Origin of the sequence: Pseudomonas sp. B3(2017) (genome assembly GCF_002113595.1) — a bacterium.
GTDB classification, from domain to species: domain Bacteria; phylum Pseudomonadota; class Gammaproteobacteria; order Pseudomonadales; family Pseudomonadaceae; genus Aquipseudomonas; species Aquipseudomonas ekonensis.
This window is the reverse complement of sequence record NZ_NEIU01000026.1, coordinates 1-17,534: the sequence shown is the minus strand read 5'-3', so window position 1 is coordinate 17,534 and position 17,534 is coordinate 1. Positions and strand designations below refer to the sequence as shown.

At 52.8% G+C, this 17,534-nt stretch carries 15 protein-coding genes, 1 tRNA gene and 1 rRNA gene; 13 read left to right on the top strand and 4 right to left on the bottom strand.

The annotated features are described in order from the left end of the window. Window positions 1-12: 12 nt before the first annotated feature. Window positions 13-1,062, bottom strand: coding sequence for a tRNA preQ1(34) S-adenosylmethionine ribosyltransferase-isomerase QueA (queA, locus tag CAG33_RS25945; protein ID WP_085586629.1), 1,050 nt, complete (start codon window positions 1,060-1,062; stop codon window positions 13-15). A gap of 108 nt (window positions 1,063-1,170) precedes the next feature. Between queA and CAG33_RS25940 the strand changes: the two genes are divergently transcribed. From CAG33_RS25940 to CAG33_RS25885, 12 genes are all read left to right on the top strand, one after another. Further along, window positions 1,171-1,255, top strand: a tRNA-Leu gene (locus CAG33_RS25940). Between the two features lie 164 nt (window positions 1,256-1,419). Continuing rightward, window positions 1,420-2,661, top strand: coding sequence for a tyrosine-type recombinase/integrase (locus CAG33_RS25935; RefSeq protein WP_085641062.1), 1,242 nt, complete (start codon window positions 1,420-1,422; stop codon window positions 2,659-2,661). 279 nt (window positions 2,662-2,940) lie between these two features. Beyond that, window positions 2,941-3,768, top strand: a complete 828-nt coding sequence (locus tag CAG33_RS28860) for a hypothetical protein (protein ID WP_256576756.1) — start codon at window positions 2,941-2,943, stop codon at window positions 3,766-3,768. 100 nt (window positions 3,769-3,868) lie between these two features. Further along, window positions 3,869-4,150 (top strand): AlpA family transcriptional regulator, encoded by a 282-nt coding sequence (locus CAG33_RS25925; RefSeq protein ID WP_085641060.1) that lies wholly within the window; start codon window positions 3,869-3,871, stop codon window positions 4,148-4,150. Next, a complete protein-coding gene (locus CAG33_RS25920) occupies window positions 4,147-4,452 on the top strand; it encodes a hypothetical protein (RefSeq protein WP_085641058.1) in 306 nt (101 codons plus the stop codon). The genes CAG33_RS25925 and CAG33_RS25920 overlap by 4 nt, the downstream gene beginning before the upstream one ends. 376 nt (window positions 4,453-4,828) lie before the next feature. Continuing rightward, entirely contained in the window at window positions 4,829-4,987 is a 159-nt protein-coding gene (locus CAG33_RS28615) for a hypothetical protein (protein ID WP_170930078.1), read from the top strand. Then, a complete protein-coding gene (locus tag CAG33_RS25915) occupies window positions 4,984-5,268 on the top strand; it encodes a hypothetical protein (protein WP_085641056.1) in 285 nt (94 codons plus the stop codon). Before CAG33_RS28615 ends, CAG33_RS25915 begins: the two co-directional genes overlap by 4 nt. After that, window positions 5,265-5,537 carry a DUF3077 domain-containing protein gene (locus CAG33_RS25910; RefSeq protein WP_085641054.1) on the top strand — a complete coding sequence of 91 codons (273 nt, stop codon included), beginning with the start codon at window positions 5,265-5,267 and terminating at the stop codon, window positions 5,535-5,537. Before CAG33_RS25915 ends, CAG33_RS25910 begins: the two co-directional genes overlap by 4 nt. Then, a complete protein-coding gene (locus CAG33_RS25905; RefSeq protein ID WP_085641052.1) occupies window positions 5,534-8,449 on the top strand; it encodes a DUF927 domain-containing protein in 2,916 nt (971 codons plus the stop codon). Before CAG33_RS25910 ends, CAG33_RS25905 begins: the two co-directional genes overlap by 4 nt. A gap of 215 nt (window positions 8,450-8,664) precedes the next feature. Next, window positions 8,665-9,507, top strand: a complete 843-nt coding sequence (locus CAG33_RS25900) for a chromosome segregation protein SMC (protein WP_085641078.1) — start codon at window positions 8,665-8,667, stop codon at window positions 9,505-9,507. Window positions 9,508-9,881: 374 nt separating this feature from the next. Further along, window positions 9,882-10,187 carry a histone-like nucleoid-structuring protein, MvaT/MvaU family gene (locus tag CAG33_RS25890; RefSeq protein ID WP_256576757.1) on the top strand — a complete coding sequence of 102 codons (306 nt, stop codon included), beginning with the start codon at window positions 9,882-9,884 and terminating at the stop codon, window positions 10,185-10,187. Between the two features lie 352 nt (window positions 10,188-10,539). Beyond that, window positions 10,540-11,562 (top strand): hypothetical protein, encoded by a 1,023-nt coding sequence (locus CAG33_RS25885; protein WP_085641048.1) that lies wholly within the window; start codon window positions 10,540-10,542, stop codon window positions 11,560-11,562. A 97-nt stretch (window positions 11,563-11,659) separates the two neighbouring features. Here the strand turns inward: CAG33_RS25885 and CAG33_RS25880 are convergent, their stop codons facing one another. Both CAG33_RS25880 and CAG33_RS28390 read right to left on the bottom strand, forming a co-directional pair. Continuing rightward, complete coding sequence (locus CAG33_RS25880; protein ID WP_085641046.1) at window positions 11,660-13,879, bottom strand: UvrD-helicase domain-containing protein; 2,220 nt, start codon at window positions 13,877-13,879, stop codon at window positions 11,660-11,662. After that, complete coding sequence (locus CAG33_RS28390) at window positions 13,876-14,706, bottom strand: hypothetical protein (RefSeq protein ID WP_139833043.1); 831 nt, start codon at window positions 14,704-14,706, stop codon at window positions 13,876-13,878. The genes CAG33_RS25880 and CAG33_RS28390 overlap by 4 nt, the downstream gene beginning before the upstream one ends. A 1,133-nt stretch (window positions 14,707-15,839) precedes the next feature. Here CAG33_RS28390 and CAG33_RS25875 point away from each other — a divergent pair. Beyond that, on the top strand, window positions 15,840-16,586 hold the full coding sequence (locus CAG33_RS25875; RefSeq protein ID WP_085641044.1) for a hypothetical protein: 747 nt from the start codon (window positions 15,840-15,842) through the stop codon (window positions 16,584-16,586). Between the two features lie 859 nt (window positions 16,587-17,445). On the opposite strand, the gene rrf is transcribed toward CAG33_RS25875, so the two are convergent. After that, a 5S ribosomal RNA gene (rrf, locus tag CAG33_RS25870) occupies window positions 17,446-17,534 on the bottom strand; the annotation flags it as partial.

Below are 17,534 nucleotides of genomic sequence, written 5' to 3'. Positions count from 1 at the left end.
GACAGGTGCGACTCATACTGTTTCCTCTGGGCCGCGTGGAGCGGGGTTGCGGGTGATGAACATCGCATCACCGTAGCTGAAAAAGCGGTAACCGTTGTCGACCGCAGCCTTGTAGGCCGCCATGGTCTCCGGATAACCGGCGAACGCCGAAACCAGCATCAACAGCGTGGATTCGGGCAAATGGAAGTTGGTGACCAAGGCGTCGACCACATGGAACGGCCGGCCCGGGTAGATGAAGATGTCGGTGTCGCCGCTGAACGGCTTGAGCACGCCGTCGCGGGCGGCGCTCTCCAGCGAACGCACGCTGGTGGTGCCCACCGCGATCACCCGCCCACCCCGCGCACGGCAGGCGGCGACGGCATCGACCACGTCCTGGCCGACTTCCAGCCATTCGCTGTGCATGTGATGGTCTTCGATCTTCTCGACCCGCACCGGCTGGAACGTGCCCGCGCCGACGTGCAGCGTGACGAACGCGGTCTCGACGCCCTTGGCGGCGATCGCCTCCATCAGGGTCTGGTCGAAATGCAGGCCGGCGGTCGGTGCCGCCACCGCGCCGAGGCGCTCGGCGTACACGGTCTGGTAACGCTCGCGGTCGGCGCCTTCGTCAGGACGGTCAATATAAGGAGGCAACGGCATGTGCCCGACGCGGTCGAGCAGCGGCAGCACCTCTTCGGCGAACCCCAGCTCGAACAGCGCGTCGTGACGGGCCAGCATCTCGGCCTCGCCGCCGCCATCGATGAGGATCTTCGAACCCGGCTTGGGCGACTTGCTGGAGCGCACATGGGCCAGCACGCGGTGCGTGTCGAGCACCCGTTCGATGAGGATCTCCAGCTTGCCGCCGGACGCCTTCTGCCCGAACAACCGCGCCGGAATCACCCGGGTATTGTTGAACACCATCAGATCGCCAGGGCGCAAATGCTCAAGCAAATCAGTGAATTGACGGTGTGCCAGGGCACCGCTGACCCCGTCCAGGGTCAACAGCCGGCTACCGCGTCGCTCGGCCAACGGATGGCGGGCGATCAGCGAATCAGGAAGCTCGAAGGTAAAGTCAGCAACACGCATGATGGGGTTCGTCTGGCAGGGCCGGAAAGTCTAGCGGAAATATCAAAAATTGACCATGAAACGTGATTGACCAACGGTAGTCGCCTCTCTATACTTCGCCGCCATTAAGCCCTGATGGCGGAATTGGTAGACGCGGCGGATTCAAAATCCGTTTTCGAAAGGAGTGGGAGTTCGAGTCTCCCTCGGGGCACCACATAGCAGTATCTGAGAGTCTCTACCAGCCTCTCAGACCCAGAGAAACCGGCCACTTGGCCGGTTTTTTTGTGCCTATCTGTTTACCCCTGTCTCCCCTTATCCGTTGTATCCCTGTATCCCTGCTTGTATCCTGAGAAAAATACCGAACTTTGGGATACAAGGATGAAGCGCGCAGACATCAAGCGCCGCCCTCTCGCTGACACGACACTTGCGGGATTGGAGCCGGAATCAAAGGAATACCGGGAGCTGGACGGAAACGGCCTCTACTTCAGGGTTAAACCTGATGGTGGTAAATCTTGGCAGCTCCGCTACAAACGTCCGGCGGGCAACTGGGCTTGGATGGGGCTCGGGGGTTACCCGGAAGTTAGTGGCGCGTTGGCAAGGGACAAAGCTGCCGATCTACGCAAAGTAGTGAGTAGCGGTGCCGATCCCCTTGAACAAAAGCGATCCGCGAAAGCTGCTATCGATGCGGCCAAGACCCGAACCTTTCGAGCTGCCGCTGATGCCTGGCTGAAGGCAAAAGAGGAAAAGGGTCTCGCGCCCTCCACTCTCAACAAAATCCGCACCTACCTCGACAAAGACATACTCCCGGCACTGGGAGATAAGCCTCTAGACGAAATCACCCGTACCGACTGCGCGGAACTCCAAGCATCCATCGAAGCCCGGGACGCACACAACGTGGCGGAAAAGTGTCGCACTTGGATCAATCAGATATTCGGGCGAGCCATCGGTTTGGGCCTCACGGAAAACGACCCAGGCAGTCGACTACGAGATATTGCAGCTCAAGCTCCGAAGACTCAGCAGCATCCTCATCTACTTGAGCCTGAGTTGGCAGAGTTTCTCCAAGCACTCAAAAACACTCCCAGCAGGCTGACGGCCCGGACTGCAGCATGGCTTTGTATCTGGACCGCATCTAGACCGGGCATGGTTCGGTTAGCTGAATGGAAAGAGTTCGACCTTGATAAAGCGTTATGGACGACGCCTGCCGCCAAGATGAAGATGCGCAGGGACTTTGTATGCCCACTCCCTAAGCAAACGCTTTCAGCTCTCAAAGAACTTCACTGCCTCACTGGTCGCAGTCGCTGGCTGTTCCCCGGAGTGGGCGCGAAGAATCCAACGATTAGTGAAAACACAATCAATAAAGTGTTCGCGACGGTTGGTTATAAAGGCCGCTTGGTTGGGCATGGGACTCGTCACACCGCCAGCACTTTGCTCAGGGAACACGGCTGGCCGAAAGAGCATGTCGAAGCGCAGCTTGCTCACAAAGAAGAGGGAATATCCGGGGTATACAACAAGGCTCAATACCTAGAGCATAGGGTGAAAATGATGCAATGGTATGCAGATCACCTTGATGCGTTGGCAAACGATCAGGTGACCAAGGGACAATTTGGAAAAGCGGTATGAATGCACCTATCCATACCCTCTCCAAAACCCATGTTACGAGTGTTACTCGTGTAACAGTGCCGGCCAAACACCCGGATTCATTGATTTTAAACCCCGTTACACTCCAGCACCCATTCAGTACACTCGATGTAACGCACGCCGATTGTGTAACGCTACAACAAGCCCCTTGCCTGCTGCGGGCCGACACTCCCTCACACTTGGCCATAGCGCAAAGCCCGCTGGCTACGCTTCCAACTCGCAGGGCGCGGGACAGCGCGTTGCACGTCGAGAGCCATTCGCATGATTGATACCCACCCAATTTTGCACTCGGCGCTAACCGCTGGACTGATCCAATATCTCTCAGGGCAGCCACTCTACGAGTTCTGCAATGAACAGATCACTGACATGTGCGAGCTGATCAATCAGTGCTGCATTCGCATCCAGACCGGCGACATGAGCAGCATGTGCATCCAGACAACGATGCATGAGGAGGCTATTTTTCAGTACGCCTCAACCGACAAAAAAAACCGTCTCGCGCATTGGGTTCGCCAATACAGCAAGTGTCATTCCGCATCGGAACAAGAGGCATATGCCGCCTACGTCATGGCCTGCGCGGTAAAAGCACTGAGCGCCTTAGCTGATTGGATGCGCTTCACCGAACAAGAGGCTTGGTCGCATGTTGCCGAGCCGCCGACGGATTGGCCGTGGGACCTTTATTGTCAGGTTGTGGAAAGGCAGGTCGATCCTAACGAACGCATTGAGGCACTGGACCAGTACGTACTGTTTTTGGAGCCCATAACATCCTTACCCTGCTTGATCAGTGACGAGCTGACCCCTATCGCTTACAGAGCAATCAAGAACGCTATACGCACGAAGGGCGGCATCATCAGCGGAATGGAACGTAACGAAGAAATCGGCGCACGGGATACGGCAATCATTAGGCAAGGTCGACACTACGTGGCTAGCGGAATGTCACGGCGAGACGTGACCACGGCGGTTCACGCTTGTCTGAAACGGGAGGTGTCCAAACCACTCAAACAGCGCGCTGAATGGGTGACACTGGAAACCGAAAAAGCACTAACCCGTAAAAGCGTGGAGGGAATCCTCAAGCGCAATTTTGTGGTGTGACCAATATTTCAATGTCATTTCAAATGGAAGTGAACTGCTCACCGCCGAGCAATCTCTAGACCATTGCTCTCGTTGTCCAAATCAATCGAGAGCAATACCTATGAACACCTCTGTCACCGATTTTCCCCGCAAGACTCCCGCCAACGCCGCCTCACTTTTTGATGCCGCTTCCACGTTAATCCGCATGCGGGAGGTGGAAGGCATCGTGGGGATGAAACGTTCGACCATCTACAAACTGATGCAGCGCACCGACTGCGGCTTTCCGCAGCCCGTCAAACTGAGCAACAGCAACGCACGCGGCGCCCCTGTCGCCTGGGTGCTTTCCGAAGTTCAAGCGTGGGCGCGCAGCCGCATCGAGGCACGTGATCAGGTGGCTGCATGAGCCACAAGACCGCAAACAACGCTTTGATGCACCCCTTTTCCGTGTTGCGTCGGATCGGTTTTTCGTCTCGCGTCATGCAGCGTCTTGAACGCTACCGCAGCCAGCAGGACAGGCAAGGTCGCGTTGTTAGCGTGCTCAGCTGGGCCGACGGTACCTGGTGCGCCCTCTCCCTCCATTGCGAAAAGACCGGGGCCGTTGTCGTCGACGAAGGCCAGCAAGTCGACGCCTACGAAGACGCCCGCTCCTTGCTCAGCGGCGGATTTCTGCCCCTTCTTTCCCTGCGCTGGGAAGCCCATGCCTGAAACAAAAACGCCTCCGGGGGCGATCCGGAGGCGTTGAGGTCAATCTACATGCACGAACAATTTATGCCGCACCTGAAAAATCCGCAAGCCATCAGCGCAGTTGCACTTTCGAAAAACGGACGTTACTCTCTGGCCGTCGCTGCAAAATCAGCGACCGGGTTTGGCGACCCGAGTTTAAGAAGGCGCACAGGCGCCCCCATCTCGATTGCAGGCGCTTTTTTTGTGCCCGCATTCCTGCTTTATGGCGGCTGTGCGTGGGAGACCTTCGGGTCTGCCGGGTTCCTTCTTACCCGGTTCGCCAACCTGCGCACAGCTGCCACCCCAATTCGTTTGGCGACGAATCGTGGCAGTTCCCACTTAAGAAGGAGCTCCACCCATGCACGCCCTCAATCCGTCCAAAATTCGCGCTGCTGCACATCGTGCAATGGCTCTCGCCGCTTTACACGCCAACTCCAGTCTCGCTACACGCCTCTCCCGCTACAACGCTCACATGGCCAAAGCCCGCGCGCTCGAAACCGCAGGCGGTGCCCAATGAACAACGCCCTGAGTTTTGCCCTGCCCGAAGATCTGCTTTGCGTGAACCCAACTGCCGAAGCCGGTGTACCCATCGACGCCATCACCTGCGCCATTGACCGCGCTGACTCGGTACTCACGCTGCTTGAGGATCACTTCGAAAACGAATCCTCACGCCTCGCCAATCACGTCATCGCCGCCGTCCTCTGGGACGTGCGCGGCACCCTCGGGTTGATCAAAACGCTGGCCATGCACGGTGACAACACTTCGACGCCTGCGGTGCAGAAAGGCGGTGTGCTATGAGCATTTCCACCACACCGGGCCACGCTACCTTTTCTCGCGTTAATGCCACCGACCTGAAGCTATTTCGGGTGAATGCCGGAGTACCAGTCGAAGACGCGCTGGAGATGGTGTCGTTACTGCAGCATCACGCGAACCAGCTCAGTTTCGACGCGGCCATGAGTGACCACGGCGAGCGTTTCAGTTGGCCCGCCCTGTACCTGGGCGAGATGGCCAAAGCGCTGATCGACGACATCAACGATGCGCTGTTTCTGCCGAGGGCTGACACATGAGCCAACGCCCGAACAACGCCAAACGCCCGAGCTTTGCCGACGTGAAAGCCGCCGCGTTGAAAGACATCGAGCGTGTCTTGTCGCACTGGCTCCCCAACGGCAAGCGCGTGGACGGCGGCAAGGAATACACCGCTCCGAATCCAACCCGCAGCGACAAGCGCGCCGGTTCGCTCAAGGTCAGTTTGAGCAAGGGCACCTGGGCGGATTTTGCCACCGGCGACAAAGGCGGCGACCTGATCGATCTGGTGCGCTATCTGGACGGCGGGACCGATGTTGAAGCCTGCCACAAACTGGCGGATTGGTTGAACGTTGCGTCCGGCGGCGCCAAGACGAAAGCCGCCCCGAGCAAGCCGAAGGCGCCGACGTGGACCGCCATCCAGCCGATCCCGACCGAGGCCATGAACAAGTGTCCGGCCAAGCACCGTGATCACGGTGTGCCGTCCAAGGTCTGGATCTACCGCGACGTGCAGGGTCAACCGCTCATGGCGCTGTATCGCTTCGACCTCAGCCCCGATGAAGACGGCAAGCCGCAGAAGGTCTTTGCGCCCCTGACGTGGTGTCAGCGTGCCGATAGCCAAATCAAGCAATGGCGCTGGCAGGGTCTGCCGGATCCGCGTCCGCTGCTGCGCCTTGATGAACTGGCCCAGCGCGCTGACTCACCGTTGGTTCTGTGCGAAGGCGAGAAAGCTGCGGATGCCGCCGCCGAGTTGCTGCCGGACTACGTGGCCACCTGCTGGCCGAACGGCTCCAACTCCTGGCACAAAGCCGACCTGACGCCGCTCAAGGGACGCGACGTTTTGTTGTGGCCGGACAACGACGACAGCGGTAAAGCCTGCATGGCCACCGTTGCCGAAAAGCTGCGCGAAATCGGCGCCGCCTCGGTCCGGGTCATCGCGCTGGAGGTGTTCAAACGCAAGCCGACGCTGAAGAACGACCGCGCCGCGTTCGCAAAAGGTGGTCAATGGGATGACGGCGACGATGCCGCCGATGCGCTCGCAAAAGGCTGGACCGCCGGCCACTTCACCGCGCTGGAAAACGGCGGCGAGCTGTTCGGTGTGATCGAGGAAAAGCCGGTAGTTGCCCAGGTGAAACCCGAGTCGGAACCGCAGCCGGAAGCGAAACCCAAAGCAGCGGCCAAGCGACCGGCAAAATCGAAAAACGACCTGATGCCCGGTGGCTTTCGCCTGACACCCGAAGGCGTGTTTTATGCCGGCGATGACGGCGAAGCACGCCCTGTGTGTTCGCCGCTGGCAATCCTTGCGCGCACCCGTGACGAGAAGGGCCACAACTGGGGTTTGCTGGTTGAGTTCGACGACCCCGACGGCACCAAGAAACGCTGGAACATCCCGGCACGCACCATGACCGGCGACTTCGGCAAGGACGTGCTAGGCCCGTTGGTGGATATGGGATTGCGTCTGGCCGGCAGTCGTTCGGGGCGTAACGCACGCAACGATTTGCAGAGTTACCTGGGCGGCTTCGACAGTGCTCAACGTGCGCGACTGGTCACCCGTTTGGGCTGGCATGACAACGCCTTTCTGTTGCCTGAGCAGCAGGTCGGCATGCACGCGGAACACCTGCACTTTTATGAAGCCGGCGCGCAGCTTCCGCCGATCAGCGAAGCGGGCACGCTCGAACAATGGCAGCAGCAGATCGGCGCGCTGTGCATCGGCAATCATCGCTTGGCGTTTGTCGTCGGTGTGGCCTTCGCCGGCCCCCTGCTGCACATGCTCGGCCACGAATCGGGCGGTTTTCACCTGTACGGCGACAGCTCGGGCGGCAAGACCACGCACCTGCAGGTTGCCGCCTCGATCTACGGTGGGCCCCGTCTGGTGCGCTCGTGGCGCTCGACCGACAACGCGCTGGAGTCGATCGCTGCCGCACATTCCGACGGGCTTCTGGTGCTCGATGAAATCGGCATGTGTGATGCCCGCATCATCGGCGAGACGGTGTACATGCTCGGCAACGGCACCGGTAAGGCCCGCGCCAATGATCGAGGCCAAGCAGGCCGGCAGGTGCAGGAATGGCGCCTGCTGTTTCTCTCTACCGGCGAGAAGACCTTGGCCCAGCACATGGCCGAAGCCAACAAGGAACTGAAAGCCGGTATGGAGGTGAGGATGCTCGCCGTCCCGGCCGATGCCAGCAAAGGCCTTGGCATGTTCGACACGCTCAACGGTTTCGAGGATGCCGCCGCCCTGTCCGACGCGCTCAAGGCGCGGGTAGCGAACTACTACGGCACCCCGCTCACCGCGTTCCTGTCTGCGCTGTGCGAACCCGGCAAGCGCCACGGCTGGGCGGCAATCCTGCGCCGCACATTGGAAGGTTTTATTGCCCAAGCGCTACCTGCCTCTGCCAGTGGTCAGGCACACCGTGCTGCGGCCCGCTTCGGCCTTGCAGCGGCAGCCGGCGAGTTGGCCACCGCGATGGGAATCACCGGCTGGCCGGACGGCACGGCCACCACCGCCGCACGTGAGTGCTTGAACGCCTGGCTCCACGAGCGCGGCGGCGCCGGTAACTTCGAAGGCGACGCGATCTTGGCGCGGCTGCGCCAGGTCATAGAGCGCTTCGGTGAAAGCCGTTTCACTCGCTGGGAATCGGCAGCGGCCAAGATCGATGAACACGGTCCGCGTACCATCGACCGCCTAGGTTTTCGCAAGACGCTGGAGCACGGCATGGGTGACACCATGCACACCACCAACACCTATTACGTGCTGCCGGAGGCATGGCGCTCCGAAATCTTCCGGGGCATGAACATCAACGCCGTGAACAAGGAGTTGTTGCAGCGCGGCGTGCTGGAGCCGGCCAGCGATGGCAAGGCATCGAGTCTGGTCCGATTACCCGGACTTGGGCCCCAGCGCTGCTACATCGTGAAGAGGATTCCGGGAACGGATGAGAGCGAGGCTCGGGCTGCCTGAAGGTACGTCCGCTGATCGAGGTAGCGCCGGCTTATTCCCGGCCTCGCCAGCCGCTCATTCAACCCAAACCCATTTTTGAAGGAACAAGACAGATGAACGAATTCCACGCTTCTACCGAAAAACACGAACTGCTCAGCCGCGAGTCCACCGGGCTGGCACGGCCGGTTTCGGACGACGCTGCCGCGACCGGTCATTGTGACAAGAAACAACGGTTGATCGACGAGATCAACCATCTGACCGCCCAACGCGATAAACACCTGAGCGTCGCTGAACAGCACCACACCAAGATGGCGCCGTTGGAGGCGCTATTGGAAGGCGACGAAGTCATCGAGGAGGAACGGCTGACCGAAATCCGCAAGGAGCACAGCAGCCTGAAAGTTCCTTACGACGCCAGTAAGCACCGTGCCTGGCTGCTCGATGCGAAGATCACTCGCCGCGAGAAACTGCTCAATCATGAAACCCTGATGGCGGGTTACACCGAGTCGATGGCGAACTGGAAAGCCGACGAACAAGAACTCAATGAAAAACGCGACAGCCTCAGCACCCGCTTGGCGCAGATCCAGCAGCAAGCGGAGGACGACATGACCAAGGCCCGGCAAGCCGAAACCGATGCCGCCACCGCCTACGCGCAGGCCGTGGCCTGGGGCGATACCGAGGGCGAAAAGAACGCCAATGCCGACGCGCAGAAGGCCGCGAAAAACCTCGCCACGGCGACCGAACACAATCGTCGTCAACACCTGATCATCACTGCACTAGAACAGGAGCTGGCCATCGTCGACCAGCACATTGCCGAGGCGCAAAGGGAATACGGTTCGATCCAAAAAACAGCGATGTTCCTTGCCCGCACAGTGCTGGAGGAACAATGGAACGAACAAGCGCAAGCGCTGATGGAGTTGGGCGGCAAGCTGTGGAATGTACAAGGCATGTTGGGAGGGGAACACCTCAGCCTGATGAAACTGGTACTGCCGCAAGAAGGCGAAGACTTCCACAGCTGGACCTGGCGCGAGCTGTTGGATCGATCCGGCAAATACAGCGTGCAAGACATCCTTTCGCTGTAGGGCATTGAGCCACCGAAACAGCCTGCGCAAGTAGGCTGTTTAACCTCAACAGGCTAAAAAATGATCATTCAATTTGACCTTAGAAACACCCCCAACTGGAAAGACCTACTGAAAGCACGAATAGTCTCCTTAAAGGAAATGCTGGAATTCGTGGACAAACCCCGCATAAAAACGAAAGTCGAGATTCTCACCGTTAAATTGATCAAGGCGGAGATCATAAGCATCCGAGAATATCTGAAACTGCCAGAATAGCGCTGAACTTGTGAGCCGCCCGAACATTCAAACCTTTATCATCAAAACGCCAGGAAATAAGCATGTCAAAACTTCTCGAATACCGTCAGCTGGAAAAACACCTCGCCGAGCAGCTCTAGGCACTGGAGACGATGAAGAGCGACGGGGCACTGGAAAAAGAGATCGAGTTCGAGACCAAGCTGCGAGAGCTGCTGAATCAGTACGGTTTCAGCCTCAAGCACATCATCAACCTGCTGGATCCACAGAGCACGAAGCGCGCTTCAACGCCGGCCGCGGCACCTGGCAAGCGCAAGCCTCGCGAGCCCAAGGTCTACAAGAATCCGCACACCGGTGAAGTGGTTGTAACCAAAGGCGGCAATCATAAAACGCTGAAGGAGTGGAAAACCAAGCACGGCGCCGAAGAGGTTGAGAGCTGGCTACCCCATTAAAATTTGATTTAATTAAAAAGGACCCTATGAGGTCCTTTTTTTTTGAGGGAATTCAATCTAAATTACAGATATTCATACGCATTATGGAGAGACAAATATCTTCTCCAATCTAATCAAACGACGGAGATGGAGCAGACAGATAGAGAATCTCGATAAAGACCAATAAACTCATAAATATTTTATGCATGAGGCAACGGCGAATTGGGAGCAGTCGAATAACCATGGCAATTCTTCTTTCCGAAAGGCCATTTCAAAGAAAAACATTCCTCATAGATAATTCTTAGAGAAGGCCCATCGCATAAAAACCCTACTTCCCTCACCTATAGAAACATTACCCAGGAATTAACGAACCATGGGACGAGACGTCACATTGTACCCAAAGAAAGCATCTAGAAGGGAGCTAAGAGAATACTTAGAGAGTCTTGGCTTTCAAAGATGCGGCCACTTTTGGGACTGGCCTAAGGGCACTCTAAATTATTCATGGTTCGAACGCCAAGACTTTAAGTCTATCGATGGCGTTTCCGCCGACATTTTTCCCACATCTCCGGACGAAAAAAAAATTACAGGAAATGATTGGGCCTTACACGTGCGCAACTTATACAGCGCGAGCTGGCACGATGTAGAAATGTTGAACAACGTCCTTAGAGGCGCGAGAAAAAAATTTGGGGGAACAATAAAGGGGGACTATGGAACAAATAAGTATGCACCACTATGGAAAGACGAAAGCACACCAATAAGCCGAGGAATATCAGGAGTTTACGAACATGTAACTCAACAAATATCCTCCGTTAAATTTTCACTTCCACCACCATCGATAAATCACAAAAATCTGTCCGGAAACAAAATTGACGATTTTTTAGAGTTTGCCAACACCTTAGATCCCAGCCGAGTAATTTACAACGGACTCGTTCCTTTTGCAGTTGCGATGTTTGAGTACTTTTTTTCGCAATCATTTCAGATATTAATTGCCTATGACAAACAAGCACTGGAAAAAAGAGAGACCCATAAAGCTAAAATAGACTTCTCCACGATGCTAAATGTCCAGCAAAAAAAGCAAACAATAGAAAGCATAATAGCTGAAGGCTACACTTTTCAAAATCTAGACCAGCTTAACAAAGCTTACAAAGATTGGCTGGATATCGATGTTAGAAAAATCCTGTATAAAAAAAGACGCATAGGTCAATCTATAACATTCTTAGAAAACAAAATCTCAGAAATAATACAATATCGCCACGGTATAGTGCATCACTTCGCAATAGATAGGAGCCTGAGCAAAGAAGCATATATACATATACTTGACGCCATCTCACTAACTATAAAAGAATTTATTTCCCACATCGAAACAAAATACAACATGAAAATTAACAATCACTAGATAAAAGCGTACTACATCAAATACTACAATCACCGACAATAAAGAACTTAAACGTCCAGCATCGAAACAAAATCGATGCTGGACGCCATCATCAAGCTCAATGATCCGACAAAGTTCCATTTGCCAGTGGAGTGGTCAAAACGCTACTAACGCCACCTCTCTCAAGCGATGATGCAATGGTAAGATTCTTCTTAGTTCGACTTGCACCAACGTATACTCGCGAAATATATCTTCTCTTCGCGCCCTCACTCAGATACTCACTAGTCAAATCCGCTTCATCCGCATGAATCAAAAATACGTGTTCAAATTGCAATCCAGAAACATACTCCGGCATGCTGAATATGCACTTTTTCTTAGCATATCTCAGCTCTTTCAAATCCTCCCTCGATTTAATCGGGATATGATATTTCTTAATCCTTCCAACCTCTAAATAGCGCTCATAAAGTTCGGTATTCAAACAAAGCACAGCTACTTGCTGCCCTCCCTCCGAATTGCTAGCAGCAAGTCGCTGAGCGGCTTCAAAGATCGTATCAATCAGTTCGATATCAGTCCTGAACACATCGAGCCTCGGTACAGGCCCCTGCTCTAAACTTGAAGTAGCTGTGTAATTTATAAATTCCCCCTCAAGATCCATTGCAGGAAATGCACCGTCGATATCTGACAGAAAACTGGTAATTTGAGGCGTATATCGGAATACCTGATTCAGCTCCATAGCCACCGAAGCACCAACACCAGGGTTCACAAACCGAGCGATTCCACCGGACAAAGGTGCATCGGTGGTACTCTGTTTCAAGTCGTAAGCCATTATGATTGGCCATCTCCCTTCAGTAGCGGAGCGGGGCTTGAAAAGAGGCTGAAATGTCATAGCCTCTATTTTTGTAAAAAAATGATATTCATCTACATAAATTTGATCAAATCCATCACGATCACGAAGCTGGTCCCATTCATAGGTATTCAAGTATCTGCAAAAGTCTGCAATCATCTGGTCTAGGCTGAAAAACTTTTCCTGCTTCAACTTGATGCGATACATTTCATATATTTCAAGAATTACACGCCGCTCCGACGGAGTGTACAATTGCATCTGCCACTGATCACGCTGAGAGGTTATATATTGCTCAGCCTCTTTCGATCCTTTCCTGATATTCTCCGCATCAAGCGTGCAGGCAAATTCGTTCACGATTTCATCAATAAGCTCTGGATGATATCTATCGTCATGAATCCTGACCTTTAACATCTCACAGCTATCAAGCAGCTCAATATTGATATAGGCATCATTCTTAATCGCTATGATAATCTCTTTAATTATATCCCTCTGAAGCTCCCTACCTTCAGTTCCATCTATAGAGATTGGCCTAAGTCCCTTTTTTTGATAATCCAATTTTGCTTGGGCGAGTTCATACAGCGTACCTATCAAAAGTTTTTTCTCGCCGTCCCTTGTAAGAAGTTCACTCCATCTGCCGCTTGGATCCAGCGCGTAAAGCATACCTCGTACTACTTCCTGAGCCAGGGCGGAACTATGAGTAAGAAATAAAAATGTTTTATCGCCCCCAATATCAGCGTCATGGTATAACTCTTTTAGGCATTTTATTACCATGGCTTGAGTTTTGCCGGTCCCCGCAGCTCCACGCAGCCTAATAGGAGATTTGGTATCACTATTAACGAACGCTAATTGTTCATCTGTTAAAATTCTTTCTACCCACTCTGAAATATCTCCCGGTCTAGCAAGAAAGCTACCCAACGGTTTGCTGAGTACCAAACCATAGTTCCCAGCGGCCAATGGCTTCGGCAGGGGGTCCTCAGTCAGAATAGCATCTAGGTAGCCGTCTACAGCTTTTTTGTAGACTTCTATATTTGAAGGGGCTTCAGTTAATATTTTTGGACCATCAGTTATCGCATAAGCATATATATTATTTGACTCATCAGGGGATCTATTAAAATAAACCCTGACATTGCTCTTTCTCGAAAGATTCGTTGCAAATATACTAAACAAAGATCCATCATTAAATGGCGACCACTGAACGGGTATCGATATACCTCGATCAAACTGACGTAGCGCCACCCTAATAATTCTTTCAAAAATCTGGAGTGGATTTATCGTCGAACTGAAAACCCCATCAGACTTTGTATTAACAACTAAAAGACCACTATCCTCATCAGCGTCTCCTGTAAAAATATACGCAATATTATTATACACGACGCGCCTCAGCCCCCCATCCTGAGGAGGAACCCCGAACTCTGCAAACCAATCCTCTTCAATTATTGCAGAATCAAGAATAGATAAAGCCGATTGTTCAATTACAATTGCATCCAGGCTCATACAACCTCCTTAAATATATTATTGGCACTGAAACTTGCGCTCGAAGATGTAGCAGTTTCGAATTCGGCAGTCATACCAATTCTAGAAAATAGAAAAGTGGTTTTTTGAACAACAGAATATTTTACTCGATCTGCCAACCTGCACATCCTGAAAAACGAATAGGGCTTACCCTCAATTCGTGCATTTGCTTCAGAAGTAAAAATATTCTCATCATGAACTGAGTATATATGCCTCAACAGGGCAACACACCCATTAGCTAATTCATCAGGTAGGCGAGGTATAAAAAAATAATCTGGAAACCCATCATCTTTTGTTAAATGCTTTCGCGCATCTTCAACTAACTTCTCCATTCCAAGATTGAATAGCCGTGCAGTTTTCTGGATTTTCTCCAGAGCGCTACTCTCAGCACTAGAAGAAATTACAAACAACCCTTCAATCTTATTCCTAATATCAGCTGGACACTCATCAGCAACCAACTTTGATAAAAACGACTCAACCCCAACTTCGCCAATCCAAGCTAGCAATTTTTGTTCTGTTATCTGAGACAATCCTTTGTCTTTAAGTTTTTTATTTACAAATTCCAAAACAGGCTTTGCCTGCCTTATCTGAATTCTTTCAATCTCTTCAAGAGCCCACCTCGTATCCATGTAAACTTGAGTTGGAACAACCTCAATCCAAGTGTAGTGATTCTTGTGTTTACTCTTGGCGATATCGCAGTCAGCAGTAATAACCAAACCGTAAGTATCACCCAACTTACTTTTTTTCTTTATTATATCTCCCTGCCTTATTGGCAAGTCATCAGATATAGCAGTATAAATTATATCCATATAAATTCCCCATACACACTTAAGCTTTCACAATCGACGTTTTGAGACAACACGAACAGGGATAGCTATCGATTTTATACATACAAAAAATCACCATCCCTGTTGTCTGTGGGAGCTCCGATTTTTACGACGAAGTCAGAATGCCACTACGTCTCCTCGAGCGCAACTTAACGTATATTTTGTGTTCGGATCCATCAGACGTTAGCCGTAGCACCAAGGAGATGAGATATATTTTCATCTAGTCATCATTGCTAAATCTGCGCCCGCCGCTTTGGTAAACCAAAGCGGCTCAATGAAAATTGAGATTGACCGGGAAAGGTGTAAAAAGCACAAAATTTCTTTTTCTCAAGCTAACAATATGAGCCTAACCTTCTTCCAGTGAGCAGGTACGCCTCCACAAAATTCGGTCTGTAGCGACGATGAATCTTGGTCGCTACACCCTTTTTTCTTATGACTTTGACACGTAGACCGTTACACCGTTGGTCGTTGTTACACCTATCACGCGAGAAGAGCAGGCAGGTGTAACTCACAATTTATTCATAAAATTCATATACTTATCTTAAACCGTTACACCTGTAACACTAGTAACACCCATTATCGAGTGGGCCGCCCCACTCCCCATACGCAGAGACTCCAACAGCGGACAGATCAGGGTCTCTATAGTGATATTCACATTTGGAGTCGGAAACCCACGGGACTTTGTTAGCAAGAGAGAATCCAGCTTTGAGCAGGTGAACCGGGAGAGCAAACTGCTCACCAGTGCAAGTGGAAGGGTCGCAAAAACTCGCCCCCCAGAGCAAACCTGAAAGACACGGGTCGTAAACCTGCGTGATCCTGGTAGTGGATGATTTTTTGCATTGGTTGACAGCCCGAGACGTGCAAAATCATCGACACGAAAGACCATCGTTACCAATGCGGTAATGATGGTCTTTTTTCATCCAAATCCTTTCGATTTCAATGACTGAAATTTCAGTAAGCTGGAGGGCCTGCCACTACCAAGATTCCGCGGGTTTCCGACCCCGTACTGGATTCAACTCGCCAGGGGCCCCCGAGCGAAAATGTAGCTCTCACCATTGGCAACCGTCTTGATGGCTGCGTATCGTCACGTCTCTACCAATACCAAAGGATTTGCCGTGTTCTGGAACAAGGAAAACAGGATCAAGGTTGAGTTGATTTCACCTGTCAGCCTTACGCTGCCCCAAGCGAGGGATTGCCCTGCACCGACCGAGACGGTGCTACCGGTAGATCAACCGAAGGTCAATACGGAGCTCGCGTTCAAGCTTTTGATCTACGGAGCAGTTGTATCTCAGACAGCTCTACTGATCATCGGATACTCACTGCTGGTCGGTTACTACGAGCAATTTGGCATTGATACGAACGAGCTAACCCTTGGCACACCTACCCTACTGCTGTACGGATACGTAAATATCCTGTCTGGTGCTTTGTCCGTCACCCACCGTTTGCCCTTGTTAGGTACAGGTCTGCTCGCTACAGCTTACATCTGCATATCCGCGTTGTTCCTTCTACTCATCACAAAACGACTGAAGGAGGGAGTCATCATTGGATTATCGAGCTGGATCGGCTTCTCGTTACTGCTCATTTCTTTTGCGCCTGGAATAGGTGTTCAGACTGGCGCAGAGAGGGGATTGAAAGACTTCGCGGAATATACGCACCAGGAAGTGCCTAAAGGTCTAGATGACATTCATACGGTCATAACTGATAAAGGCGAGAGGCTCACTGGCCACTTGATCCTTTCGGATAGCAAATCCACTTTCCTTCTGATTGGCACCAAGGTACTCAAAATTGATGGAATCAAAGGCCGGGTCATCCGTGAAACAGAGCTGCGAGTCGAGGAGCCAGCTTCGAAGAAACCCGACTGATGAACGGGCTTATGAACTGTGCCAGAAGCCTGCGCATCCTCATCTGCATCCCAAGCTACTCTAAGCCACGTACGAGCGAGTGTTTACTGGGCGGTTACAGATCAGTTCAAATGACCAAATGGAAATGGTACGTGTGGACTCAAGCGATCACAGCTGTAGGCTATTGCATGGAGTTGCTGCCCACAGCAATGGCGAACATGTATCCCTACATGTATCCCTAAAAAGCAATCCTCTCTGGAAGCCTTGAGTTTACTAGAACACTACAGTCTCCCTCGGGCACCATCTGCAACACATAGACGACTACCAACGTCTACGTAACATCTCTAGAGCCCGCTAACAGCGGGCTTTTTTGTTTTTGGGGTTTATCTCCCACCCCTTCCCTCACCGATCGCGAATCTGATCAGGCATGCGCCCATGCATTGGGCGCTGCCACTGCCCGTTTCCGGATAGTGGCGAGCAATGTCCCGCCATCAGCAATGGCAAGAAACTCGTCATCGCCACTGCGGCTGATCAATTGCACGGCGCCAGCTCGACCAGAACCGCGCTGCGCGGCGATCAAGCCGAGGCAAGGCATTGGAAGTGCAGCGACCAATGCCCATCGCTCGACGCCTCCAGGGCGCGGCACAGCCCCTCTCTGCGGTCATCACAGCCACGTGCTGCCACCATTGCAGTTGGGGCGCAAACAATCGCTTGCGTTTGCGAGAGGCCATCCTGAACAGCCCCACACCCCTCTTCTGCACGGCAATCATCAGCCATGCCCCCTGCGAGTGCCCCCCCCACCAGGAAACTCGACGTAGGAACTTTCCTGCGGGCAAAACAAAACCCCAACCGCTTTCGCAGTTGGGGTTTCGGAATTTAATCTTGACGATGACCTACTCTCACATGGGGAAACCCCACACTACCATCGGCGATGCATCGTTTCACTTCTGAGTTCGGGATGGGATCAGG